Annotated in this window: 24 protein-coding genes and 1 tRNA gene; 11 read left to right on the top strand and 14 right to left on the bottom strand. The window is 61.2% G+C overall.

Annotated features, from left to right (window positions below; genetic code table 11):
- Window positions 1-31: 31 nt before the first annotated feature.
- Window positions 32-1,036, bottom strand: coding sequence for an AraC family transcriptional regulator (locus tag FLO80_RS10930; protein ID WP_111368458.1), 1,005 nt, complete (start codon window positions 1,034-1,036; stop codon window positions 32-34).
- 661 nt (window positions 1,037-1,697) lie between these two features.
- Between FLO80_RS10930 and FLO80_RS10925 the strand changes: the two genes are divergently transcribed.
- Window positions 1,698-2,531 (top strand): DUF3825 domain-containing protein, encoded by an 834-nt coding sequence (locus FLO80_RS10925; protein ID WP_188078270.1) that lies wholly within the window; start codon window positions 1,698-1,700, stop codon window positions 2,529-2,531.
- Between the two features lie 59 nt (window positions 2,532-2,590).
- Here FLO80_RS10925 and FLO80_RS10920 read toward each other — a convergent pair whose 3' ends face one another.
- The 11 genes from FLO80_RS10920 to gloB all read right to left on the bottom strand — a co-directional run bounded on the left by FLO80_RS10920 (window position 2,591) and on the right by gloB (window position 11,061).
- Window positions 2,591-2,785 (bottom strand): hypothetical protein, encoded by a 195-nt coding sequence (locus FLO80_RS10920; RefSeq protein ID WP_146611068.1) that lies wholly within the window; start codon window positions 2,783-2,785, stop codon window positions 2,591-2,593.
- A gap of 2 nt (window positions 2,786-2,787) precedes the next feature.
- A complete protein-coding gene (locus tag FLO80_RS10915) occupies window positions 2,788-3,843 on the bottom strand; it encodes a TrbL/VirB6 family protein (protein WP_111368465.1) in 1,056 nt (351 codons plus the stop codon).
- Window positions 3,843-4,247, bottom strand: coding sequence for a hypothetical protein (locus FLO80_RS10910; protein WP_111368468.1), 405 nt, complete (start codon window positions 4,245-4,247; stop codon window positions 3,843-3,845). Before FLO80_RS10910 ends, FLO80_RS10915 begins: the two co-directional genes overlap by 1 nt.
- Window positions 4,248-4,509: 262 nt before the next feature.
- On the bottom strand, window positions 4,510-6,054 hold the full coding sequence (locus FLO80_RS10905) for a relaxase family protein (protein ID WP_111368470.1): 1,545 nt from the start codon (window positions 6,052-6,054) through the stop codon (window positions 4,510-4,512).
- Complete coding sequence (locus FLO80_RS10900) at window positions 6,048-6,377, bottom strand: plasmid mobilization protein (RefSeq protein WP_111368472.1); 330 nt, start codon at window positions 6,375-6,377, stop codon at window positions 6,048-6,050. The genes FLO80_RS10905 and FLO80_RS10900 overlap by 7 nt, the downstream gene beginning before the upstream one ends.
- Window positions 6,378-6,529: 152 nt before the next feature.
- Window positions 6,530-7,399, bottom strand: a complete 870-nt coding sequence (locus FLO80_RS10895; RefSeq protein WP_111368475.1) for a hypothetical protein — start codon at window positions 7,397-7,399, stop codon at window positions 6,530-6,532.
- Window positions 7,400-7,638: 239 nt separating this feature from the next.
- Complete coding sequence (locus tag FLO80_RS10890; protein ID WP_111368477.1) at window positions 7,639-7,842, bottom strand: MerR family transcriptional regulator; 204 nt, start codon at window positions 7,840-7,842, stop codon at window positions 7,639-7,641.
- A gap of 107 nt (window positions 7,843-7,949) precedes the next feature.
- Window positions 7,950-8,699, bottom strand: coding sequence for a hypothetical protein (locus tag FLO80_RS10885; protein ID WP_146611069.1), 750 nt, complete (start codon window positions 8,697-8,699; stop codon window positions 7,950-7,952).
- A 13-nt stretch (window positions 8,700-8,712) separates the two neighbouring features.
- Window positions 8,713-9,891: a tyrosine-type recombinase/integrase gene (locus FLO80_RS10880; RefSeq protein ID WP_111368482.1), complete on the bottom strand. Its 1,179-nt coding sequence runs from the start codon at window positions 9,889-9,891 to the stop codon at window positions 8,713-8,715.
- 148 nt (window positions 9,892-10,039) lie between these two features.
- Window positions 10,040-10,129: transfer RNA gene (locus tag FLO80_RS10875), tRNA-Ser, on the bottom strand.
- A gap of 161 nt (window positions 10,130-10,290) precedes the next feature.
- The gene (gene gloB / locus FLO80_RS10870) at window positions 10,291-11,061 is read right to left on the bottom strand and encodes a hydroxyacylglutathione hydrolase (RefSeq protein WP_111368485.1); all 771 of its coding nucleotides are present in this window, start codon (window positions 11,059-11,061) and stop codon (window positions 10,291-10,293) included.
- A gap of 62 nt (window positions 11,062-11,123) precedes the next feature.
- On the opposite strand from gloB, the gene FLO80_RS10865 reads away from it, so the two are divergent.
- On the top strand, window positions 11,124-11,861 hold the full coding sequence (locus FLO80_RS10865) for a class I SAM-dependent methyltransferase (RefSeq protein ID WP_111368487.1): 738 nt from the start codon (window positions 11,124-11,126) through the stop codon (window positions 11,859-11,861).
- A gap of 43 nt (window positions 11,862-11,904) precedes the next feature.
- On the opposite strand, the gene FLO80_RS10860 is transcribed toward FLO80_RS10865, so the two are convergent.
- The gene (locus tag FLO80_RS10860; RefSeq protein ID WP_146611070.1) at window positions 11,905-12,726 is read right to left on the bottom strand and encodes a hypothetical protein; all 822 of its coding nucleotides are present in this window, start codon (window positions 12,724-12,726) and stop codon (window positions 11,905-11,907) included.
- A 493-nt stretch (window positions 12,727-13,219) separates the two neighbouring features.
- On the opposite strand from FLO80_RS10860, the gene FLO80_RS10855 reads away from it, so the two are divergent.
- The 7 genes from FLO80_RS10855 (at window position 13,220) to FLO80_RS10825 (ending at window position 19,332) form a co-directional block, all read left to right on the top strand.
- On the top strand, window positions 13,220-13,780 hold the full coding sequence (locus tag FLO80_RS10855; RefSeq protein ID WP_111368570.1) for a F0F1 ATP synthase subunit delta: 561 nt from the start codon (window positions 13,220-13,222) through the stop codon (window positions 13,778-13,780).
- The gene (atpA, locus tag FLO80_RS10850) at window positions 13,781-15,319 is read left to right on the top strand and encodes a F0F1 ATP synthase subunit alpha (RefSeq protein ID WP_111368492.1); all 1,539 of its coding nucleotides are present in this window, start codon (window positions 13,781-13,783) and stop codon (window positions 15,317-15,319) included.
- 15 nt (window positions 15,320-15,334) lie between these two features.
- Window positions 15,335-16,210: a F0F1 ATP synthase subunit gamma gene (locus tag FLO80_RS10845; protein ID WP_111368494.1), complete on the top strand. Its 876-nt coding sequence runs from the start codon at window positions 15,335-15,337 to the stop codon at window positions 16,208-16,210.
- Window positions 16,211-16,229: 19 nt separating this feature from the next.
- Window positions 16,230-17,654 (top strand): F0F1 ATP synthase subunit beta, encoded by a 1,425-nt coding sequence (atpD, locus tag FLO80_RS10840; RefSeq protein WP_111368497.1) that lies wholly within the window; start codon window positions 16,230-16,232, stop codon window positions 17,652-17,654.
- Window positions 17,655-17,710: 56 nt separating this feature from the next.
- Window positions 17,711-18,109: a F0F1 ATP synthase subunit epsilon gene (locus FLO80_RS10835; protein WP_111368571.1), complete on the top strand. Its 399-nt coding sequence runs from the start codon at window positions 17,711-17,713 to the stop codon at window positions 18,107-18,109.
- A 143-nt stretch (window positions 18,110-18,252) separates the two neighbouring features.
- Complete coding sequence (locus FLO80_RS10830; protein ID WP_188078269.1) at window positions 18,253-18,603, top strand: H-type lectin domain-containing protein; 351 nt, start codon at window positions 18,253-18,255, stop codon at window positions 18,601-18,603.
- A 99-nt stretch (window positions 18,604-18,702) separates the two neighbouring features.
- Window positions 18,703-19,332: a LysE family translocator gene (locus FLO80_RS10825; protein ID WP_111368500.1), complete on the top strand. Its 630-nt coding sequence runs from the start codon at window positions 18,703-18,705 to the stop codon at window positions 19,330-19,332.
- A gap of 33 nt (window positions 19,333-19,365) precedes the next feature.
- Here the strand turns inward: FLO80_RS10825 and FLO80_RS10820 are convergent, their stop codons facing one another.
- Complete coding sequence (locus FLO80_RS10820; protein WP_111368503.1) at window positions 19,366-20,376, bottom strand: ribose-phosphate pyrophosphokinase; 1,011 nt, start codon at window positions 20,374-20,376, stop codon at window positions 19,366-19,368.
- A 118-nt stretch (window positions 20,377-20,494) separates the two neighbouring features.
- Here FLO80_RS10820 and FLO80_RS10815 point away from each other — a divergent pair, with 118 nt between their 5' ends.
- Together FLO80_RS10815 and FLO80_RS10810 are read left to right on the top strand one after the other, a co-directional pair.
- Window positions 20,495-21,094 carry a 2-hydroxychromene-2-carboxylate isomerase gene (locus tag FLO80_RS10815; RefSeq protein ID WP_188078268.1) on the top strand — a complete coding sequence of 200 codons (600 nt, stop codon included), beginning with the start codon at window positions 20,495-20,497 and terminating at the stop codon, window positions 21,092-21,094.
- 1 nt (window position 21,095) lies between these two features.
- Complete coding sequence (locus FLO80_RS10810) at window positions 21,096-21,929, top strand: alpha/beta fold hydrolase (protein ID WP_111368509.1); 834 nt, start codon at window positions 21,096-21,098, stop codon at window positions 21,927-21,929.
- Window positions 21,930-21,971: the final 42 nt, after the last annotated feature.

Below are 21,971 nucleotides of genomic sequence, written 5' to 3'. Positions count from 1 at the left end.
ATTCAGGCGCTGGCACGCAGAAGACGACGCGTCACGCCTGCAATTCGCGCCAGCGGGCCGGGGTCGTCCCTTCCCAGGACCGGAAGGCACGGTAGAAGGAGTTTGAATCCTCAAAACCCAGCAGAATGGCCACTTCACCGATCTCCATCGAGGGCTCCAGCAACAATTGTCGCCCGAGATCGCGCCGCGCCTCGGTTAACAGTTGCCGCAGGTTGCCGCCTTCTTCCGCGATGCGCCGTTGCAGGGTGCGCTCACCGACCCCAAGCTCCCTGGCCACCTCGCGCAGCTCGGGCCGACCGCTGGGCAGCATTTTCTTCATCACCGCCTTGACCTGGGCGCTGACCGACCCCTGCGCCGTCAGCTCCGCCAACGCCTCGGAGAGCGCGGGGCCGAGTATTTCTAACATTTCGGGATTGTGACCCCGGAACGGGCGATCCAGATCTTCGGCTTTCAGCACCAGGATGTTCCGCGCGGCGCCAAAGGGGACCGGGCAGCCGTAATAATGCTCATGTGCGCCGCCGCCGTCATCCGGACGGGACAGTTCGACCCGTCGTGGCACGATCCGCACACGCGTGTTCCGGCGGCCCAGTTCGAGCAGTGCGGCAAAGGTGATATCGGCGACCAGCGGCGGTTCCTGATCCGGGGCATGGTGCCATTCGGCCCAAAGGCTCCAGTCGCCGCCATCCTCGGAGACATGCAGTCGCTCCGGCGCGAAGAGCGGTTTGAACCGCGCCGTCCGTGCCAACCCGTCGCGATAATTGCGGGCGTAGTTGGCGATCAGAAGCGAGGGCGGCAGCAGCGACGGATCGCCCTGCGCCACCGTCTTGAACCCGGAGGCGGGGTCGCCGCACAACTCTTCCGCCGCGCGCAGAAGCGCGAAATACTGTGCCGTCGTGACCTGGCTGTTCGGGTCAAGATGCAGGGTCGCCGGCAACCGGGCCAGGCGGAGCACTTGCGCAGGCGGCAGCCCGATGGTTTCAAGCCCCCGCCAAAAAACCCGCTGGACCTTGAACTTGTCGGGGGGAAGCTGTCTCATGATTGGTTCTCTCCAAAATCCCCGGCGTCACCATTCCGGCCTTCGCTACATTGCCGCATCGAACAGGGTGCCGCCTTATCATCATAGCTCAGGGACCAAAGGCGCTCACTGGCAAAATGCGCCAAACTCACCCGCAAACCCCGCCAGCAGGTCCGTCAGGCCCCCGACGGGAGGTGCCTCTCATAGTAACGGCAGAATTTTGCGAAAAGGGCTCTGAGTCAGCTTTCGCCGCGTTTTTGGACGAGCGGCTGCCTCACCGAATCCGCAAGGGCATTGAGCGTTCCGATATTTGAGGTCTACACGCTCAATGCCCTTGCTATCGTAGCGCGAAGATGTTGACCGAGGGTCCACGGTAGATACTTGGGGGAAGATGAAAAGCGGACTTCGGTCGGGAAAAAGTGAGAACACATAAGGTATCGCGGCCATTCGCTGCGCACAGAGTGAACTGGAACAGTGCAACAGCCGGGAAAATCCATCTTCCGGCGGTCCAAGGTAAGGGAGCGGTGCACGTGACAAAGGCACCGCTAACATTGCCGAGGCCAAAGACGGTAGCTCGGCCGAAGTGGACACCCGCATCGATCATTGCAAAGCAATTAGAGGCTGGTAACTTTCACTTAGATACTGGTCGCCTTACGTTTTGACAACTCTTGGGGAGTGTGGAGTGACTTTTGACCACGATGAACTTGTAGCCGCATGGGGGGAACCTCAGACCAGCCGGGTTGTCGATAGGCTACATCGTTTCGCCTTTATCCCGAATGAACTGCTTGAGAAACTTGCAGAGACGGCTTTGCCGGAAAACTGGGGGCGGAATAATCATGTTCTTAAAAAGTACCTTGCGGTCCAGATTGCTTGGAGCATTGAGCAGAGACAGTACACTGAAGGCGACGGCCAGTTTTATGTGACGGCTGGCCACCTTCAAACACGTTACGGGACGCCAATCTACTTGGCATTCGCACGAAACAGAAATCCTGACCGAGAACCATTCTATCTGGTCGCTGTTGAAGCAAATATGTCAGCACCCAGGCTACCAGTTCCGCCCGAGATTCCCGCGCCCAACGCTATTCCGAGCGGCGTGGAGATCGTCATGATGCACGACCATATACTCGACGACAACTCTGACCGGGTGCCGTTCTTCGCGGAAACGCCAAGAGTGGCGCAGATGTGTGCAGTTTCCGGGGCTATTCAATGGTCACTAAATCGTAACTTACATCTGCCCTACTGGTACTTCGGCCAGATGAGCTATGTCGTCCCTCTGTATCTTAGCAGCCGCGAAGACATTACTCTAGCACCTGACCTTATTGCTCCGATTCAAGTGAATCCGGGAAGCCTTCTTGTGCGAACGGTGTTGAAGCCAGTAATGCCTTTCGGAAATGCGCGTGTTGCGGTGCAGAGACACGATCAACTACCGCATTGGCTGCTGCAGGCATGGAAAGAACATGCCATCGATGCGACAGAAGATGAGATTGAAAACCCTGAGTCTGTACGCTCAGCTTAAGTTGCGAAAAGCCCAACCTGATACTTTAGAAAAGCAGCTCCCAAACACATGGCTTGCCCTTAGGAATTCAGTCTTTCCCGCCCGACAGGCGGCCCGAAATCAACGGCGTCGTGCGAATTTACCACGGTGATGCCGGCGATCAGCTCGTCCGGATCGTATTCTTCTGCCAACACGACGCCGGAGCGCAGTGAGAGCAGCCGTGCGGCAAAGGACACAACCCTTTGCCGCAACTTGATTGTCAGACGTCGAACCATCATCATTTCTTCTTTTCGTCCGCACTGAGGCGCTCCGCACGGTCCATCATGCGTTGCATCTTGGCCCCCGTGCCGGTCGAAGGGCGGGAATCTGTTGCGGAGGATGGAGAACGGGCTGCGTCCGGCCCGGCATTCAACCTTCGGCTCGTGTCGCTTGTCGTGTTCGTGGGGGACTGGTTCCTTTGCTGTGGCCTCTGCGGCTGCGTCATCTTGCGGATGCCTGCCCCCACGGCCGAGGCTGCCCATCCCGAATTGATATCGCCGGTCAACGTCCGCACGATTACGGGAATGGCAAGGACCATGCCCAGGGAGACCATGACGACAGCCAGGAAGGGCAACGCCGCACCAATGCGACCGAGATTCTCGACACCGCCGACCCGGCTCTGGAGCACGCTGAAAAGCCCGAAGATGACGGACATCGTTCCGGCGATCACCACAGGATAGAACGACCAGCTGATGATAGCCGCCAGCCAGCGTTGGAAATAATCCTGTGTCGCGCGGAACAACGACATGGCGATCATCACCGGCGCAAGGCCGATGAGAAAGGCCACCATCGCCTTGGCCAGCACCAGGATAACGCCTGCAACTCCGCCGACCAACGCCAGCAAGGCGGTGAAGAAGACGCTCAGCAATGCCCCCGCCATCCACGGCAGGCTGTCCCCGATGGCGTTGGCGTGATCGGCCAGATCGTCGAGTACCTGGTCGAACCGGCCCGCGAAATAGGCCGCTCCGGCGCCGGTATCGCCGGTGATCGAGCCGAGGATCGTGCCGGCGAGGTTGTCGAGGCCGTCAGTGATGAAGCTGCTGACCACGTTGAAGTTCACCCAGTTGAAGGCGAAGGCGTTGATCAGGCCGATCTTGATCAGGAGCGGGATAAGATCGTTCATATCCATAGGTTTGAACTGATAGGCCATGTTTACGAACAGTAGGATGATTGCCAGCGTGGCCGCCAGCATCACCGCGGCCCCCATTCCCGAGGTGATCGCCGCGAACTGGGATTCCGCGACGGTTTCCAGGCCCTCGTCCGCCGCTTCTACGAGAAAACTCACGATACCCATTATTCCGCCCCCTCACAAAGATCCCGAACGGCATCCCGAAGTCCTGAAATCACCGGAAAATAGGCTGCATCCGCCCAGTCGTCGTAGGTGGAGGACGGTCCGTCCGTGAAGCCGAGGCTCTGGTACTCGTCCTCGATGATTGACCATTCCGGCTGAAGCACCGCGCAATCGCAGCTGCCGGTGTCCAGCACCTGTTGGTAGCGGCGCAGGCTGTAGAACTTGTCGGCCGCGACGGAGCGCCAACTATCGCGGAAGGAGGAAAAGGTCAGGTGCTCAGGTCGCGGACGGATTGTGCAGCCGTAGCGGTCGGTCTCTGCGGGCTGGATGGAATTGCTCAACTCGATCTGATCCGCCTTTGCCGGAGCGGCGGTCAAGGTGAGAAACAAGATAGCTCGATAAATCATACGGTTACTCCCGTCGCTTGTTCGGTGTTCAGTGTTGCTTGTTCGGTGTTGCCTGTTGCGTGTCCGGCGTCGCCTGTTGCGTGTTGACTGTCCGGTGATGAGTGCCCACGGTCGCGTGTCGCGTGTCGCGTGTCGCGTGTCGCGTGTCGCGTGTCGCGTGTTCAGTGTCGCGTGTTCAGTGTCCGGTGTTGCCTGTCCCCTGTTCAGTGTCGTTTGTTGCTTGTTCAGTGTTGCGTGTCCGGTGGAGCGCGGAATTCGCGGATCAATGGCGCAGGCCATGCACGTTCTCCCCGATCTCGTCGGTCACCGCGTCCCGAGGCGCTTCTGCGCCTCCAGCGCGAGCGACAGGCTGTCCTTCAGCTTCGAGGGGGCCTGCGTGGTGCCGAGGCCATCCTGCATCCAGCCGTTCAAGGCTTCGACCAATGAGAGCTGCGACCTGAGCAACGCGATCATGGAGCCGCGCAACCCATCCAGTTCCGCCCGCCTGTCCTGCCCGGAGGCGGTCAATTCCTGTGCGGATGCCTTCGAGGCTTCCGTCAACTGCTCGACGTAGCCCAGCAATTCGCGTTCGAGCGGCGTCAGACCTTCCATCGCTCACTCCTTCGGGATCATCAGGCAGTCCACGGGTTCGCCCGCCAGCGAACAGCGGGTCAGCGTCGCCCGGCCGCTCCGCGGGATCAGAAACGTCGCCTCCGGCCGCTCGATCACCCTGAGCCCCATCGTGTTCAGGTTGGGCGTCAGCCAGGTCATGACCGTCCAGGTCGAAAACCCGGCGCTGATCATCAGGCCGCAGGCCACCAGTGTCGGCCACATCAGCGCCTTCCATTCCGGCCGCGCTGCGTTCGCGCTCTGCCGTATGAGGTGCTTCCTCACGCGCAGCAGGTAGCCTTCCGTATCGGTCTTGATTGTAGCCAGCGCGTTTTCGGCAATGGTCTTCAAATCGGTCCTGAAGCTCTGCAACTGTGCGTCGATCGAGGCGGCATTCTCCGCCCTGATCCGCTCCATGTCCGCGTTCAGTTTCTCGCTCAGCCGTTGCTTCGGCTCTCCAGTCTTCATGAAAAATCTCTCCTTTCAGGCGAAACCGCTCTTCGGTCTCGGGGTCTTTGACGGTCAGGTAATTCTTGCCCGCGCGGGGCACCTCGAAGCCCGCATCGGTCAGCGCAGCGACCATCCCGGCGCGATCCTCAATCAGCCCCATGGAAATCTGATCACCAATCCAGGCATGGAGCCCGTCGCGCCCGGCGGCTCGGTCCGGGGCTTCCGAGACCGGCTTGACCTCGGCCGCGCGCTCCACGTCCATGGGATCGGCCCAGCCGTGGGTCTTGTTCATCAGGTCGCGCAGGCTGTCGAAGGCGCGCCCATAGCCGGGCGGGGCGATGTTGAGGCTGCGCCCGCTGTTCAACTCCATGCGCGGCGTGCAGAAATGCAGCTCGACACGATCCTCATGGGTGTGGCGTACCCAGAGACAGGCGTAGCGGTCCGCATCGAGACCGGCGAAGGCGATCTCCTCGAAACGGTCGATCACCTCCTGCTGCTGGTCCTCGGTCGGTGCGTCCTCGCGGGCGAAGCTGACGACACCGGCACGGTAGGTCCATTGGTGCGGGCAAGCGTCGATCAGGTCGATCATGCCCTGGGGGTCGCCGCGCACGACCTCCGGCAGCGGTTCGCGCGTCACGGTCATGGGCTGGCAGGAGGCATCGCGGATCAGATCGCGGTTGTCGTCATAGGCGAGCACGGTGCGGGCGGTCAGATACTCGACCGGCCCCGCGCCGCCGCCCTTGCCGTTGGGGAAGAACTTGATCAGCATCCGGTCGGTCTCCGGTGCTGGGCGACGATCTCCGCCAGCCGCCGCTCGATGCCGACCAGCGCCGCCGCCACGCGCAGGGCCTCGACCTCGCTGGCCCGGCCCGTGCGGGTCGCCGTGTTGAGCCACCGCGCAATCTGGTTGAGGTTCCCGCCGTAGCGGGACACAGCCAGAACAAGCGCGGGATCGACACGGGGCGCAGGCTTGCGCCGCTTCGGAGCCGCGCCGGTGGCGAGTTGCCGAAGCATGGCGGACATGGACAGCCCGCGATCCGCAGCGGCCTGCCGGATCAGCGCCTTTTCCTTGGAGGAGCAGTAGAAGAACACGGCTTCCTGCTTCTCCGAGGGGACCGCGCCCCGCGCGGTCCGGTTGGGGTTCGAAGGGGAGGCGTGCCGCCCCTCGCAAGGCCCCGGTTCGACGGTCGAAGACCTAGAACCGGGTCGCCTTGCTCTTTGCTCAGACTGCTTGATGTTCGAGGTCACCATGCCACCTCCGCACGGCGAAGCTCTGGCTCGGAGACCAGCCCAAGCGATAGCAGTTCACCGGCTTGGGCGCGGGAGATATGCTTGCACAAGCCGTGCCGCTCCCTGACCCACCCGGCGAGTTGTCGAAAGTGCTTTCCCTCAAGTTCGGCGGCGCCGATTTGCGCTTCGCGGGCCTCCTCGACAAATCGCTGCCAACGGCTCTCCCGGAACCAGTTGTCCGAGAAACAAACCTTAGAGCGGGTGTAGCCTTCGGTCTCGGTCGCATAGGCTCGGACCGCGTTGATAAATTCCTCGGCAGTCGTGCCGTCCTCGATGGCCCGCTCGAAGTGCTGGCGGCAGGTATCCTTGTTCCGGCGCCGATCCTCTGGGTACGCGCTCCATGCTTTCTCGAAATCCTGGTCCTCCGCCTCGCGCGCGCTCGCGCGCGTAGGTGGTTTCTGGATGGTTTTAGGATGGTTTGGGGTCCGCTCTGGACCCGGTACCCCGTCCAGGGCGGACCCCGTTCCGGGGCCATGCGGAACCCCGTCCGCTGTGGACCCCGTCGAAAACTCGGGCTCGTCGTCCGGTTCGGAGATCGTTTCCAGGCCGTTCACCACACCCAGAACGATCCGATAGATCACCGTGTAGCCGTTCTTGCAGGGGCGCCGTCCGGTCTCGACCAGAATGCCCTCGCGCAGGAATTCGGTGATGGTCCGTTTGACTGTGGACTCGCCCAACTCGGTGTGGCGCTGGACCGTGCCTTTCGAACACCAGATGCCCGATCCATCGTCGCTCGCCTTGTCGGCCAGGAACATGATGATCTGCTTACGCACGGGGCTGCCGAACTTCCTCTCGGCGCAGAGGTTTGCCACTTTCCAACTCATGACGTTCCACCAGGACACGGCATCGCGCTTTCGGCGTGGTCAGCCTTTGGAATGGTGCTGTCGTGCTCGTTCTTGTTTCTCATTAGGCAAGCCTCTCCCCACAGCCCGCAATACGTGGCTGAAAATGCCGAGGACGGCATCAGGTATGGGTTGAATTATGGGGCGGCTTGTACTTAGACTTCAGGTGCGCAAGAAATCCAAGCAAGGCTCCGCCCGGTGCGGGGTTTTGCTTTTCTTCCCTAGGCCACGTCGCCTGGAGAAACGCGATTATCTTCGACGTATGCGTTCAGATCACTGCCGAGATATTTGACTCGACGTCCGAATTTGATCCATGCAGGTCCAACCCTTCGGTGGCGCCATTGAGCGCGCTTTGCTTTAGGAGCAATCAGATCCAGCTCTTCGTCACTGTCGTCGTAGACACGCTTATTATCAAACACTTCCATGGAATCTCAGTCGCCTCCAGTTTCCGCTTCGCTTTACGGTTCGGTTGCGTCTGATTGTGCTGGAATGCGCCGAAGCTGTCCAAACTGAGCGCCAATAAAAAAATTTGCTACAGAGTTATCGCCATGTATGGGTCTTCCAGTAGCAACAAAACAGCCCAAGTGAAGAACTCATCATCGCCGTCGGAGAGTGCTTGACGCGCCGGCTCAAAAGCATCCACTTCCAAGCCGATATGATGGAACAGTCTCTCCACGCCGAGCGCGAAGGCGGAGCAGATATATCCGTCGGAGTCTTTGGATGCCCGACATACAGTGCTTGTGTACCTTTCAAATCCGATCCGCAGAAATCGAGCAAGGACAACCGCCCTTTCGTTTGCTTTGGATTGCACCTGCGCCTTTTGATACTGATAGAAAGATTGCAACCTTTCGATCTTTCTAAGGCCCTGCTGGTGAATAAGATCATCGAGGACGGGATTTACCTGAAGGTTCGCGGGGTAAGGTAGCGAACGAAGCGTATTTATTGCTTTAGACAAGTCCCGGTGAGCTTTTCCCAATTGCTTCAGAACTTGCGTCTGACGCCCCCGATCAAGCTGATTTGGTCCCAAGGAAAATCTCGGCGCCAAGACGCCGTGCATTGCTACGGCAAGTTTGTACTTTTCAAACTTGCAAAACTTGGTCTCATACAAGTCTTCAAGGAAGTGATTCAGCTCTTTCACGACTCCCACATAGTCCTGGAAGAACGGGCTCGCGCGATCCAGTCCCAACCCATCTTCTGGCCACCATTTGGGCAGGCGTCTGCGTTGTGATGATTGCATTCTCCTGAGCATGGGATTTCGCGAGGAATCCAGTTCGTCGATCATCTCATAAAACCGTTCATACTCCGGAGAACCGAATATATGCATTCCAACCCTCCATCAGTTCTCGCCGCTTGCTCAACAAGTCGCTTCGCGCATAGGCCCGTTCAACCTCCGAGCCCACCTTGTGCCCCAAGCTCATTTCCGCCACCTCGCGCGGGTGATTGCTCTCCTCAGCAGCCCAATCCCTAAACGCTGATCTGAACCCGTGTACGGTCACACCCTCGATCTCCATGCGTCGTAGCAGCATCAGCATCGACATGTTCGAGAGCGGCTTGTGTCGGCGCTGGCCTTCAAAGACGCATTCAGAGCGCAATGCCTTCAATGGCTCGATGATTGCCAACATCTGATCTGTAAGCGGGACGCGGTGTTCGGCCCCCGTCTTGGTGCGCTCTTCGGGGATCGTCCAAATCAGGTCGTCAAAGTCAAACTCCTCCCAAACGGCTTGCAGCACCTCGCTAGTTCGGCACCCGGTCAGGCAGGTGAACATCAACGCCTTGGCCGCCATCCCGCTTTGTTGCGAGAGCTGCGCGTAGAATGCGGGCACATCCTGCCAGCGCATCGCGTTGTGGTGTTTCACCTTCGCCTTCACGCGCGGCAGCACACGGGCGTCCATCACGACCGTCACGGGGTTTTCGCCTTCGCGGTAACCGCGCGACCGGGCCACATCGAGGACTGTTTTCATCCGCTGTGCGACCCTGCGCGCGGTTTCGTGCTTCTCGGTCCAAATCGGGGACAATACCTGCAAGATTTCTGGCTGATCGATATCCGAGACGGGCATCCTGCCGATCTCGGGGAAAGCATAGTCGGCAAGCGTGGTGATCCACTGTTGTCCGTGCTTCGGGTTCTTCCAGGTCGGCAGGCGCTCGATATGAACCTGCCGGGCGACCTCTTCAAAACAGGGCACGTCCTGGTCCTTGTGGTATTTCGGGTTGAGGCCCTGCTTGGCAAGACGGCGATACTCCAGGGCGCGTTCGCGAGCCACGTTGAGTGTCACCACGTCAGCACCGCCGAGGCCGAAATCGGTGCGGAGTGGCTTTCCCTGCCTATTCCGCTGTCCCTTCACCGTGACGCGGACGATCCAGCGCCGCGCGCCGGATGGATCGACCACCAGATAGAGCCCGTGGCCGTCGCCATGCCGCCCAGGGCCGAGCGTTCGGACCAGATTCTTCGTCAGCTTTCCCGAGGTATAAGCCATAGAAAATACCACAGTTCGTACCACCAAATGAATAGAACCGAGCGCAATCGAAACGAAGCCAATGAAATCAACGAACGCAGATGAGCGCATAAGTTCAGTAACTTATACGCTATCAAGCAGCCCCATAGGGTTCAATGAAAATGGTGGGTGGCGGAGACGAAGGGATTCGAACCCTCGAGGCGGTTTCCCGCCTACTCCCTTAGCAGGGGAGCGCCTTCGACCACTCGGCCACGTCTCCGCTGACCCGTTTAATGATCTGCCGGGGCAGGGACAAGGGGCAATGAAAAGAAATGGCGCCGATCGATGCAATTCCCCGTTTTGGGGGCGGAAACGTACATACCGGGTGTGCCTAGATACGAAGATAAAATCGTGATCGGTTTGTCCGACGGCTGGCAGCACTCAAAAACTGTCCTTTGCCTTGCGGACGGCGGCGAAGACGTCGGCGGGGTCGGCACCGTTCAGTCCGACGGTATTCTGCACCTCGGCGACATGGCCGCGCAGGAAGGGGTTGGTGTCGAGTTCCAGTTGCAGGGTGGAAGGCACGGTAAAGCCGCCCTCGGCGCGGGTGGCCTCGATTTCCCTGGCGCGTTGTTGCAGCGCCGGGTTGTCGGGCTCGATGGAGAGCGCGAAGCGGGCGTTGGCGGCGGTGTATTCATGGCCCGAACAGATCAGCGTGTCGGGCGCGAGAGCGGCGATCTTCGACAGGCTGTCAAACATTTGCGCAGCGGTCCCCTCGAACAGCCGCCCGCACCCCAGCGCCATCAGGCTGTCGCCGGTGAAGGCATAGCCCGATTCGGGGAAATGATAGGCGATATGGCCCACGGTATGGCCGGGCACGTCGATCACGCCGATCCATTCGATACCAACGGTAATGGTTTCGCCTTCTTTTACCCTGAGATCGAGCGGCGGCAGGCGGTGGGCGTCGGCGGCGGCGCCGATCACCACGGCCTCGGGCCAGTCCCGTTTCAGCGCGTCCAGCCCTTCGACGTGATCGTGATGATGATGGGTGAGCAATACATGAGTGAGAGTCCAGCCGCGGCTTGCCAGTTCGGCGGCGATGGGTGCGGCCTCGGGCACGTCCACCACGGCGGTATCGCCGGTGTCGGGGTCATGCACCAGAAAGGCATAATTGTCTGCAAGACAGGGGATGGTCACGAGGTCGAAGGCCATGGCGTTTCGCGCTCCTGTTGATATTGTGGGGGCCAGAGTGACCGATCCGGAGCCGGGCTGCAATGCATCTTGATGTGCAGGATCTGCGCAACTTCTATTACCGCAGCACATTGGGGCGGGCGGCGCAGGAGGTGATCCGGCAGCAGATGCTCGAATTCTGGCCCGAGGCCAAGGGCCAGACGGTGGTGGGGTTTGGCTTTGCCGTGCCGCTGTTGCGGCCCTATCTGGGTGAGGCGCGGCGCGTGGTGGCGTTGATGCCAGGGCCGCAGGGGGTAATGGCCTGGCCCGCGGGGATGCCAAATGTGAGTGTTCTGAGCGAAGAGACCTATTGGCCGATCGAAACCGGGCGGGTCGACAAGCTCGTTGTGTTGCACGGGCTGGAGACCAGTGAAATGCCGAGCGCGGTGTTGCAGGAATGCTATCGGGTGCTGGGGCCGGGGGGAAAGGCGCTCTTTATCCTGCCCAACCGGGCCGGGCTTTGGAGTCGCAATGACAGCACGCCTTTCGGCTATGGGCGACCTTACACACTGGGCCAGCTTGATGCGCAGCTCAAGGCGCATGGATTCCTGGCCGGAGAGCAGCGCACCACGCTCTATCAGCCGCCGAGCGCACGACGGTTCTGGCGCAGGACCGCCGCCTTCTGGGAGCGGGTGGGCCGATCGGTGCCGATGATTGCACCGGGCGGCGTCCTGATGGTGGAAGCCTCGAAGCGGGTGCCTGCGCCGAGCGGGGGACTGGGCGTGCGGGTCCGGCGGCCGATCTCGATCCTCGACCCCAAGCCCGAGGTCAAACCGGCATAGGCGGCAGGGACGACCCGGGTGCGCCACCGGGCCGTGACGCGGATCAGCGGCGGATCTCGACCGAACCGGCGATCGGGCCGGTGATCGCGAGCGTGGGGTTGTGGTTGATCCGGCCAAAAGCGCGCCTTTCGCCGCTGGCGGGGTCGGTGAAATGCCCCTCGTTGCCTAGCCAGATCCACGCGATGGCGCGGAAATCGGGGGCACCGAGGCTGGTGGCGAATCTCGCGGTGAGCGCCGCGGGCGAGAGCGGCGGGCTGCCGGGTGGCGACTGGATGAGTACGATCGAGCCGTGGGTGTCGCTCGAACCGGCGCTTGCGGTTGTTTCATTGAAGCGGATGGCATGGACCGGGCCCTGTGTGGCAGGGGGCAGCTTGATCAAAAGCTCCGAGTCAGGATGGCTGAGATCGAAAAAGCATTCGGGTGGCGGACCGTCGCGCCGCCAGTCGTGGCGCGGGGCAAATCGGTGCCGGGTGGGGGGCGACGATGGTCGTGCGCTGCCTGGGGCCTCTTCGGGCGGGTAGAGCCCTTCGCCGGTCAGCACGGCGGCAGTGGTGTTGGCAGGGGCCGGGTGCGCCGCTGGTGCGGGTTCTGGCCCGAGCGTCCTGCTGTCGCTCAGTGACAAGAGCACCACCGCATCGCTGGGCAGGGTGACAAGGCCGGGCAGATGGATCACGAGGGGCGGCGCATCGGCGGCCAGAGAGACCGTCAGGTCGAGCCGATTGGCGGCGTGGTCGTGATGCAGGCTGAGCCAGGGGGCGGATGTGGCAAGCAAGGCATCGGGCAGGGCAATCACGAGCACGTCCTCGTCCGGATCGAAACCCGGCACCTCGCAGGGTGGACCGGGATAGGCGAGAGAGATGTCCATGTCTGCACTCTTGAACGGCTGAAGAAACCATGAAACCCGCCGCGCGCCATGACGCATCCGGTGCGCAGCAGTTTTGCGACCCGGCAGGGCAGAGTCAAATCGTCCGTATGGCGCAAATGCCCCCGTTTGCGCGGGTTCTTGCCGGTGCTTGCGCGGGATTGAGCGGATGGTAGCGTTAACGGTTGTGGCGCCGGATTGTGGCTGCCAAGACAAGGAATCGCGAAAACCGGGCCGAATGCTCGCATTTTTCGGTGCCTGTTTTTCGCGCAATCGGCCGCACTTTGATTAAGTGTTTGAAAACATGTAATGTTGTAGGCTAGGCAATTCAGCTATAGCAGGTTGCTAGGTGCGATGGGCTCTGCTACACCCGCCCCGATTTCGACGTTTTGCGAGAGCAAGGCGACCAACACCCCCGGATGCCACGCGGCAGGAGCCAAGGCTCTGCGCCGTGTGTGGTATGTCAAACCGGGGCCAGAAAATCGGAAGGGTGGACGTGTCCGAACCAGCTTCGATCTCAACCGGCATCGCCGCGCGCTATGCCACGGCCGTGTTTGAACTGGCCAAGGAATCCGACAATTTGACCGCGCTTGAAGGCGATATCACCGCGCTTGAAGACGCGCTGGCCGATAGCGCGGATTTCAATTCGCTGATCTCGTCGCCGATTCATTCGCGCGAGGCGCAGGCCAAGGCGATTGCCGCGATCGCGGACAAGATGGGCCTGTCGGAAACGATGGGCAGCACGCTTGCGCTGATGGCCTCCAAGCGTCGGCTTTTCGTTCTGCCACAGCTTGTCCGGGCGCTGCGGGCCGCGATTGCCGAGGACAAGGGCGAAGTGGCCGCGGACGTGGTGAGTGCCAAGCCCCTGACCAAGACGCAGGAGGGCAAGCTTGCCAAATCGCTCAAGTCCAGCTTCGGCAAGGACGTGATCATCAATGCGACCGTCGATGAAAGCCTCATCGGCGGTCTTGTCGTCAAAGTGGGTTCGAAGATGATCGACACGTCGATCCGCTCGCGCCTGAATTCTCTCCAGAACGCAATGAAAGAGGTCGGATAAATGGGTATCCAAGCAGCAGAGATTTCTGCGATCCTGAAGGACCAGATCAAGAATTTCGGCAAGGATGCCGAAGTTGCCGAGATCGGCCGGGTGCTGTCGGTGGGTGACGGGATTGCCCGCGTTCACGGGCTGGACAAGGTTCAGGCCGGCGAGATGGTAGAATTCCCCGGCGGTATCCGGGGCATGGCGCTGAACCTTGAAGCCGACAACGTGGGTGTCGTGATCTTTGGCTCCGACCGTGACATCAAGGAAGGCGACACTGTCAAGCGCACCAACGCGATCGTGGATGTGCCTGTGGGTGACGCGCTCTTGGGGCGCGTGGTCGATGGTCTTGGTAACCCGATTGACGGCAAGGGGCCGATCAAGACGTCCGAGCGCAGTCTGGCCGACGTAAAGGCGCCGGGGATCATTCCGCGCAAGTCGGTGCATGAGCCGATGGCAACCGGCCTCAAGGCCGTCGACTCGATGATCCCGATCGGGCGCGGCCAGCGCGAGTTGATCATCGGCGACCGCCAGACCGGCAAGACCGCCGTGGCGCTGGATACGATCCTCAACCAGAAAGCCTATAACGATGCGGCCGGCGACGACGAGAGCAAGAAGCTCTATTGCGTTTACGTTGCCATCGGACAGAAACGCTCGACCGTGGCGCAGCTTGTGAAGAAGCTCGAAGAGACCGGCGCGATCGAATATTCGATCGTGGTGGCGGCCACCGCGTCCGACCCGGCGCCGATGCAGTTCCTCGCGCCTTATTCCGCGACCGCGATGGCCGAACATTTCCGCGACAATGGGCGTCACGCGCTGATCATCTATGATGACCTTTCCAAGCAGGCCGTGGCCTATCGCCAGATGTCGCTCCTGCTGCGCCGCCCGCCGGGCCGCGAAGCTTATCCGGGCGACGTGTTCTATCTGCACTCGCGGCTTCTGGAGCGGTCGGCCAAGTTCAACGAGGATCATGGTGCGGGTTCGCTGACCGCGCTGCCGATCATCGAGACGCAGGCCGGCGACATTTCGGCCTTTATCCCGACCAACGTGATCTCGATCACCGACGGTCAGATCTTCCTCGAAACCGACCTGTTCTATCAGGGCGTTCGTCCGGCCGTGAACACCGGCCTTTCGGTGAGCCGCGTCGGTGGTTCGGCCCAGACCAAGGCAATGAACTCGGTCGCCGGGCCGGTCAAACTCGAACTGGCGCAGTATCGCGAGATGGCGGCCTTTGCGCAGTTCGGTTCGGATCTCGATGCGGCGACGCAAAGATTGCTGAACCGTGGTGCGCGCCTGACCGAGCTGATGAAGCAGCCACAATATGAGCCGTTGACCAATGCCGAGATTGTCGTGGTGATCTTTGCCGGGACCAACGGCTATCTCGACAAGCTGGATCTGGGCGATGTGAACCGGTTCGAGGCCGGACTCCTGGCCCATATGCGCAGCAAGCGAAAGGATGTCCTTGACTGGATCACCAATGAAGATCCGAAGATCAAGGGAGACGCCGCCGATCGTCTGAAGACCGCGATTGACGAGTTCGCCGCAGACTTCGCGTAAGGGGGAGACGAGGCAATGCCAAGTCTTAAGGACCTGAAAAACAGGATCGAGTCGGTCAAATCGACCCGCAAGATCACCAAGGCCATGCAGATGGTGGCGGCGGCGAAACTTCGCCGGGCGCAGGAGGCTGCGGAGATGTCGCGGCCCTACACCGAACGGTTCAACGCGGTGATCGCCAAGCTCGCCGCTTCGGTCGGCGATGCGGAGAACGCGCCGGCGCTTCTGGCCGGGACCGGCGAAGACAAGGTGCATCTCTTGGTGGTGCTGACCGCCGAGCGGGGCCTGTGCGGCGGTTTCAACGCCAATATCGCGAAGCTAGCCAAGGCGGAGGCGTCGAAGCTGACTGCCGAGGGCAAGACGGTCAAGATCATCACCGTCGGCAAGAAGGGCCGCGACGCGATGAAGCGCGATTACGGCGATCTTTTCATCGATCATGTGGATCTGAGCGAGGTTAAGCGCGTGGGCTATGCCGATGCGCAGGCGATCGCGGCCAATGTGCTCAAACGCTTCGACGAGGGTGAGTTCGACGTGGCCAAGATCTTCTTTGCGCGGTTCCAGAACGTGGTGACCCAGATCCCGACCATGCAGCAGGTCATCCCGGCTGATGTGGGCGATCAGGAGGCGGTCGACAGTGGCAGCTTCTATGACTACGAGCCCGACGAGACCGAGATCCTTGCCGAGCTTCTGCCCAGCGGTGTGGCCACGCAGATCTTCAGCGCGTTGTTGGAGAACGGGGCCTCGGAGCAGGGCGCGCGGATGTCGGCGATGGACAACGCCACCCGCAACGCGGGCGAGATGATCGACAAGCTGACCATCGAATACAACCGTTCGCGTCAGGCCGTGATCACCAACGAGCTTATTGAAATCATTTCCGGCGCGGAAGCGCTGTAAGACAAACCGGAGACGAAACATGGCAAACGCAAAAGGCAAAGTGACCCAGGTCATCGGTGCCGTGGTGGACGTGCAGTTCACCGATCACCTGCCGGCGATTCTGAACGCGCTGGAAACCGACAATAACGGCAAGACGCTGATCCTCGAAGTGGCGCAGCACCTGGGCGAGAACACCGTGCGCACCATCGCGATGGACGCGACCGAGGGCCTGGTCCGCGGTCAGGAAGTGACGGACAAGGACGCGCCGATCATGGTTCCGGTCGGCAACGCGACGTTGGGCCGTATCCTGAACGTCGTGGGCGAACCGGTGGACGAAAAGGGTCCGATCGAAGCGGATGAGACGCGCGCCATCCACCAGCCCGCCCCTGATTTTTCCGAACAGGCCACCGAGTCGGAAATCCTCGTGACCGGTATCAAGGTCATCGACCTGCTCGCCCCCTATTCCAAGGGCGGCAAGATCGGCCTGTTCGGCGGTGCCGGTGTCGGCAAGACCGTTCTCATCCAGGAACTGATCAACAACATCGCCAAGGTGCATTCGGGTCTGTCGGTGTTCGCCGGTGTGGGCGAGCGGACCCGTGAGGGCAACGACCTCTATCACGAGATGATCGAATCCGGCGTTCTGACCCCGGACAACCTTCTGGATTCCAAGATCGCGCTGGTTTACGGCCAAATGAACGAGCCGCCGGGTGCGCGTGCCCGTGTCGCGCTGACCGGCCTGACTCTGGCTGAGCAGTTCCGCGACCAGTCGGGGAGCGACGTTCTCTTTTTCGTCGACAACATCTTCCGCTTCACGCAAGCCGGGTCCGAGATGTCGGCGCTTCTGGGACGTATTCCTTCGGCGGTGGGCTACCAGCCCACGCTGGCCACCGACATGGGCGCCATGCAGGAGCGGATCACCTCGACCAAAGCGGGTTCGATCACCTCGATTCAGGCTGTTTACGTTCCTGCGGACGACCTGACCGACCCGGCACCGGCCACGACTTTTGCGCACCTTGACGCCACGACGGTCCTCAACCGTGCCATCTCCGAGCTTGGCATTTACCCGGCCGTGGACCCGCTTGATTCAACGTCGCGCCTGATGGACCCCCTGATCATTGGTGAAGAGCATTACCAAGTGGCCCGGGACGTGCAGGAAATTCTGCAACGCTACAAGGCACTTCAGGACATCATCGCGATTCTCGGCATGGACGAGCTTTCCGAAGAGGACAAGCTGACCGTGGCCCGTGCCCGGAAAATCCAGCGCTTCCTGTCGCAACCCTTTGACGTGGCCAAAGTCTTTACCGGCTCGGACGGTGTGCAGGTTCCGCTTGAGAAGACCATCGACAGCTTCAAGCGGGTCGTGGCTGGCGAGTTCGACCACCTGCCCGAGGGTGCGTTCTACATGGTGGGCGACATCGACGAGGTGATCGCGAAAGCCGAGAAGCTGGCTGCGGACGCCGCTTGATCCCGACCGTCCCCCGCCCGTGAGGGTGGGGGACAGGGTCTGGAAAGGAGATGAACATGGCGGAAACGATGCAATTTGATCTGGTGAGCCCCGAGCGGAGCCTGGCTTCGCTCAAGGTGGCGGAAATCCAGATGCCGGGGGCCGATGGCGACCTGACGGCGATGCCAGGCCATACGCCGTTGATCACGACACTGCGCCCCGGTGTGATCCGGATCAAGGGTCCGGAAGGTGATCGGGAGTTCCTTGTGACCGGTGGGTTTGCCGAGATCAGCGCCGAGGCCACCAGCGTGCTGGCCGAACTTGCCAAGCCGGTGAGCGATGCCACCGGTGCCGACCTCGATCCGATGATCGAAGCGGCGACGGCGGCGGTGGCCGAAGCCTCGGGTGCTGCGCGTGACCGGGCCGACAAGCAACTGGCCGATCTCAAGGCGCTGCGCGAGATAGTGGCAGGCTGACACTGGAACGCCTGCCCGAATGGAGATCAAGGAAAGGCCCTGATTGGTATCAGGGCCTTTTTGTTTTGCAAAACCGGCCAATTGCGGCGAGCCTTGGGGGCGATCATTGAACTCCGATGGGCAAAGCCTGCGCAAGGTGAGGCATGAAACGGCTGACGGCGAACACGATAGGCATTCTGCAGGGCGACGAAACACTGTTCGAGGATTTCGAGGACGGTGGCGAGATGTGGACCGGAACCGGCCAGCGCGAACGGCGCAAGCCTGTGCGCTTTTCCGAAGGTTTCACCGATGCGCCGGTGGTGCATTGTTCCCTATCGCTCTGGGACGTGGACAATGGTGCCAACATGCGCGCCCATGTCGAGGCCGAGAATGTAGGGGCCGAGGGGTTCGACCTTGTGTTCCGTACATGGGGTGACACCAGGATCGCCCGCGTGCGCCTCGACTGGATCGCGATCGGGTCAGTGGCCAATGAAGACGATTGGGAGCTCTACTGAGATCTGATTAGGGGGACGAGGCTGCCATGTCGTGACTCGATTTGTTCTGGAAATCCCCAAAACAATTGGTAGCTTGCTTGGGCAAATGGAGTGCTGCCCATGACACTGGAGATCTGGACGATTTACGTGGCGACCGTGCTTGCCTTGATGAGTACGCCCGGGCCGAGCCAGCTACTCATGTTGTCCAACAGCGGTGCGCACGGGCTTAGACGATCGCTCTCGACCGCGGCAGGCGATCTTTCGGCAAATTCCCTACAAATGCTGGCAGCAGGTTTGGGTTTGGCCGCGATCATCGCCGCTTCAGGTGCTGCGCTCGCAATCATTAAATGGGCTGGGGTCGCTTACCTGATTTGGCTCGGTATCCGTATGATAAGGCGAGCAAAACCCAATGATCCCAAGGTCGGAGATACCAAGCGGAACGTGTCGCTCGGCAATCTTTGGATGCAGGGGTTCATTACATCCGCTGCCAACCCCAAAGCTGTTGTCTTCTTCGCAGCTCTTTTCCCGCAGTTCATATCTGCCGACCACGCCTTCTGGCCCCAGTTTCTCATTTTGTCAGTGACCTACATCATCATGGATGGCCTGTTTCTTTCAGCTTACGGGGCCGGGGCAAGTTGGATTGCCGCCCGCTTCAAGGGAGCGGCGAAAGCCTGGATCGAACGCATCGGCGGCAGCTTCATGATCGTTGCGGCGATCTTGTTGAGTTTCAGGTCGATTGCGCGGCAGTAGCCGGTTTGGACCCCGAGAAGACCTTGGGTCCTTTCAGAAAATGCCTTCGTAGATCGGTTCAAGCATGTCGGCGTCAAAGAGCGAACTGACGCTCGTGCCGTTCCAGATGTTCAGGATCGCCTGTGCGAAAAGCGGCGCGGTGGGCAGCACGCGGATATTTGGGGCGGCCCGGGTCGATTCAGAGGCTTCGATGGAATCGGTGATGACAAGCGATTTCATTACCGATTTCGTGATCCGCTCCACCGCGGGGCCCGAGAGCACACCATGCGAGATGTAGGAATGAACCTCGCTGGCGCCATTCTCCATGATCACCTCGGCGGCTTTGCACAGCGTGCCGGCGGTGTCGCAGATATCGTCGACGATGATGCAGCATTTTCCCTCGACATTGCCGATCACGGTCATTTCCGCGATCTCGCCGGGCTTCTCGCGGCGCTTGTCGACGATGGCGAGCGGTGCGTTGATCCGCTTGGCCAGTTCGCGCGCCCGGGCGACGCCGCCGACATCGGGTGAGATGATCATCACATCCGAGAGCCGATCGGCGAATTGTTTCATTATATCGAGGGCAAAGAGCGGCGAGGCATAGAGGTTGTCGACCGGAATATCGAAGAAGCCCTGAATCTGGGCAGCGTGCAGGTCCATGGTCAGCACCCGTTCGATCCCGGCGCCCACGATCATGTTGGCGACGAGCTTGGCCGAGATGGGGGTGCGGGCCTTGGTGCGGCGGTCCTGACGGGCATAGCCGAAATAGGGGATCACGGCGGTGGTGCGCGAGGCCGACGACCGGCGTAGCGCGTCGGACATGATCAGCAATTCCATCAGGTTGTCATTGGCCGGGTTCGAGGTCGGCTGAATGATGAACATGTCCTCGCCGCGGACATTCTCAAACACCTCGACAAAGATCTCGCCGTCGTTGAAGCGTTCGACGCGGGTATCGACAAGCTGTGTGTTGACCCCGCGATGCATCGACATGCGGCGAGCGATGCCCTTGGCGAGTGACAGGTTGGCATTGCCCGAAATGAGTTTCGGTTCCTTGGTGATCGGCATGATGGCGTGGTCCCCGGGTGCGTCTGGCATGACAGAATCGTGACGTTGACACCGCTTAGCATCTCTCTAGGGTCTGGCAAAGACATGCCGCCCCAAGTGCTGCGCGAAGGAGATGAATTTGGCCCGGATCGAGTATTATTTTTCCACGTTGAGCCCCTATGTCTATCTCGCGGGGCAGCGGTTGGAAGGAATCGCAGCGCGGCATGGGGCCGCGATCACCTACAAGCCGGTGGACATAACGGCGGTCTTCGCACGCACCGGTGGCACGCCGCTGCCCGAGCGACCCCCGGCGCGGCAGGCCTATCGCTTGCAGGAATTGCGCAGACAATCGAGCAAGGCCGGATTGCCGCTGAATCTGAAACCCGCATTCTTTCCGACCAATCCGGCGCCGGCGTCTTACGCGATCATCGCCGCGCAGCAGGCGGGTGGCGGTGATCTGGGGGCGTTGGTGCATGGCCTCCTGCGGGCCTGCTGGGCCGAGGAACGCGACATTGCAGAGGAAGACGTGGTTCAGGATTGTCTCAAGGCGGCCGGGTTCGATCCGGGGCTGACCATGAGCGGCCTCTTGAGCGGGGCCGAGACCTATGCCCGCAACACCGAGGACGCGGTTGCCGCGGGCGTGTTCGGCGCGCCGTTCTATATCTGCGAGGATGGCGAGATGTTCTGGGGGCAGGACCGGCTGGACGATCTCGACGCGCATCTGGCGGGTGAGCTGTAGGATGGTCAAGGATATCCGGGGCGGTCACCCGACATTCTGGACCGAGTTCGGCACCGGCCCGCGCCGGGGGCTGTTGATCCATTGTTCGCTGGCCCATTCCGGCGCGTGGAAGGGCATGGCGTCGCATCTCGGCGGGACGCTGAGCATGCGGGCCTATGACCTGCCGGGGCATGGGCGCAGCGATGACTGGACGCCGGCGCGCGACATGCAGGAGATGTCGGTTGCGATGGCGGCGGATGTGATCGGGAGTGACGGGCCGATGGATGTGATCGGTCATTCCTTTGGTGCGACCGTGGCCTTGCGGTTGGCGATCGAGCGGCCGGACCTGGTGCGCAGCCTGGTGCTGATCGAAAGCGTGTTTATCGCCGCGGCATTGGCAGACAATCCGGAGATGACGGGGCTACACAACGAGAAGAACGCAGGGTTCAGGGATGCGCTGGTCCGTGGCGATCGTGTTGGCGCGGCGCGCGCCTTCATGCGCGATTGGGGCGATGGGCGGCCATGGGAGAGCCTTCCGCAGGAGCAGCGCGACATGCTGGCCGAGAAGATCCACCTCATTCAGGCCAACCAGGCGACGGTTCTGGAGGACCGGCCCCAGATTCTGGCGGATCGCAGGATCGAGGCGCTGGACGTGCCGGTGCTTTTGGTGCGCGGGGCCGAAAGCTCGGTCTTCGTGGGGCTGACCCATGCGGCGATCGCGCGGCGGCTGAGCGGGGCGCGCGACGTGGCAATCGAAGGCGCGGGACATATGGCGCCGATCACCCATCCGCGCGCCGTGGCCGACCTGGTTTCGGATTTCCTGGAAAAGGTGCCCGAGCGAGTGGACGCGGATTGAGCCGCGGCCGGGGGGGCGCTGCCCCCCTAGCGAGAAAACGCG

It is taken from the genome of Aquicoccus porphyridii (assembly GCF_008369105.1).
GTDB classification, from domain to species: Bacteria; Pseudomonadota; Alphaproteobacteria; order Rhodobacterales; family Rhodobacteraceae; genus Aquicoccus; species Aquicoccus porphyridii.
The sequence above is the reverse complement of the archived record's forward strand: the minus strand, read 5'-3'. Positions and strand labels throughout refer to the sequence as shown.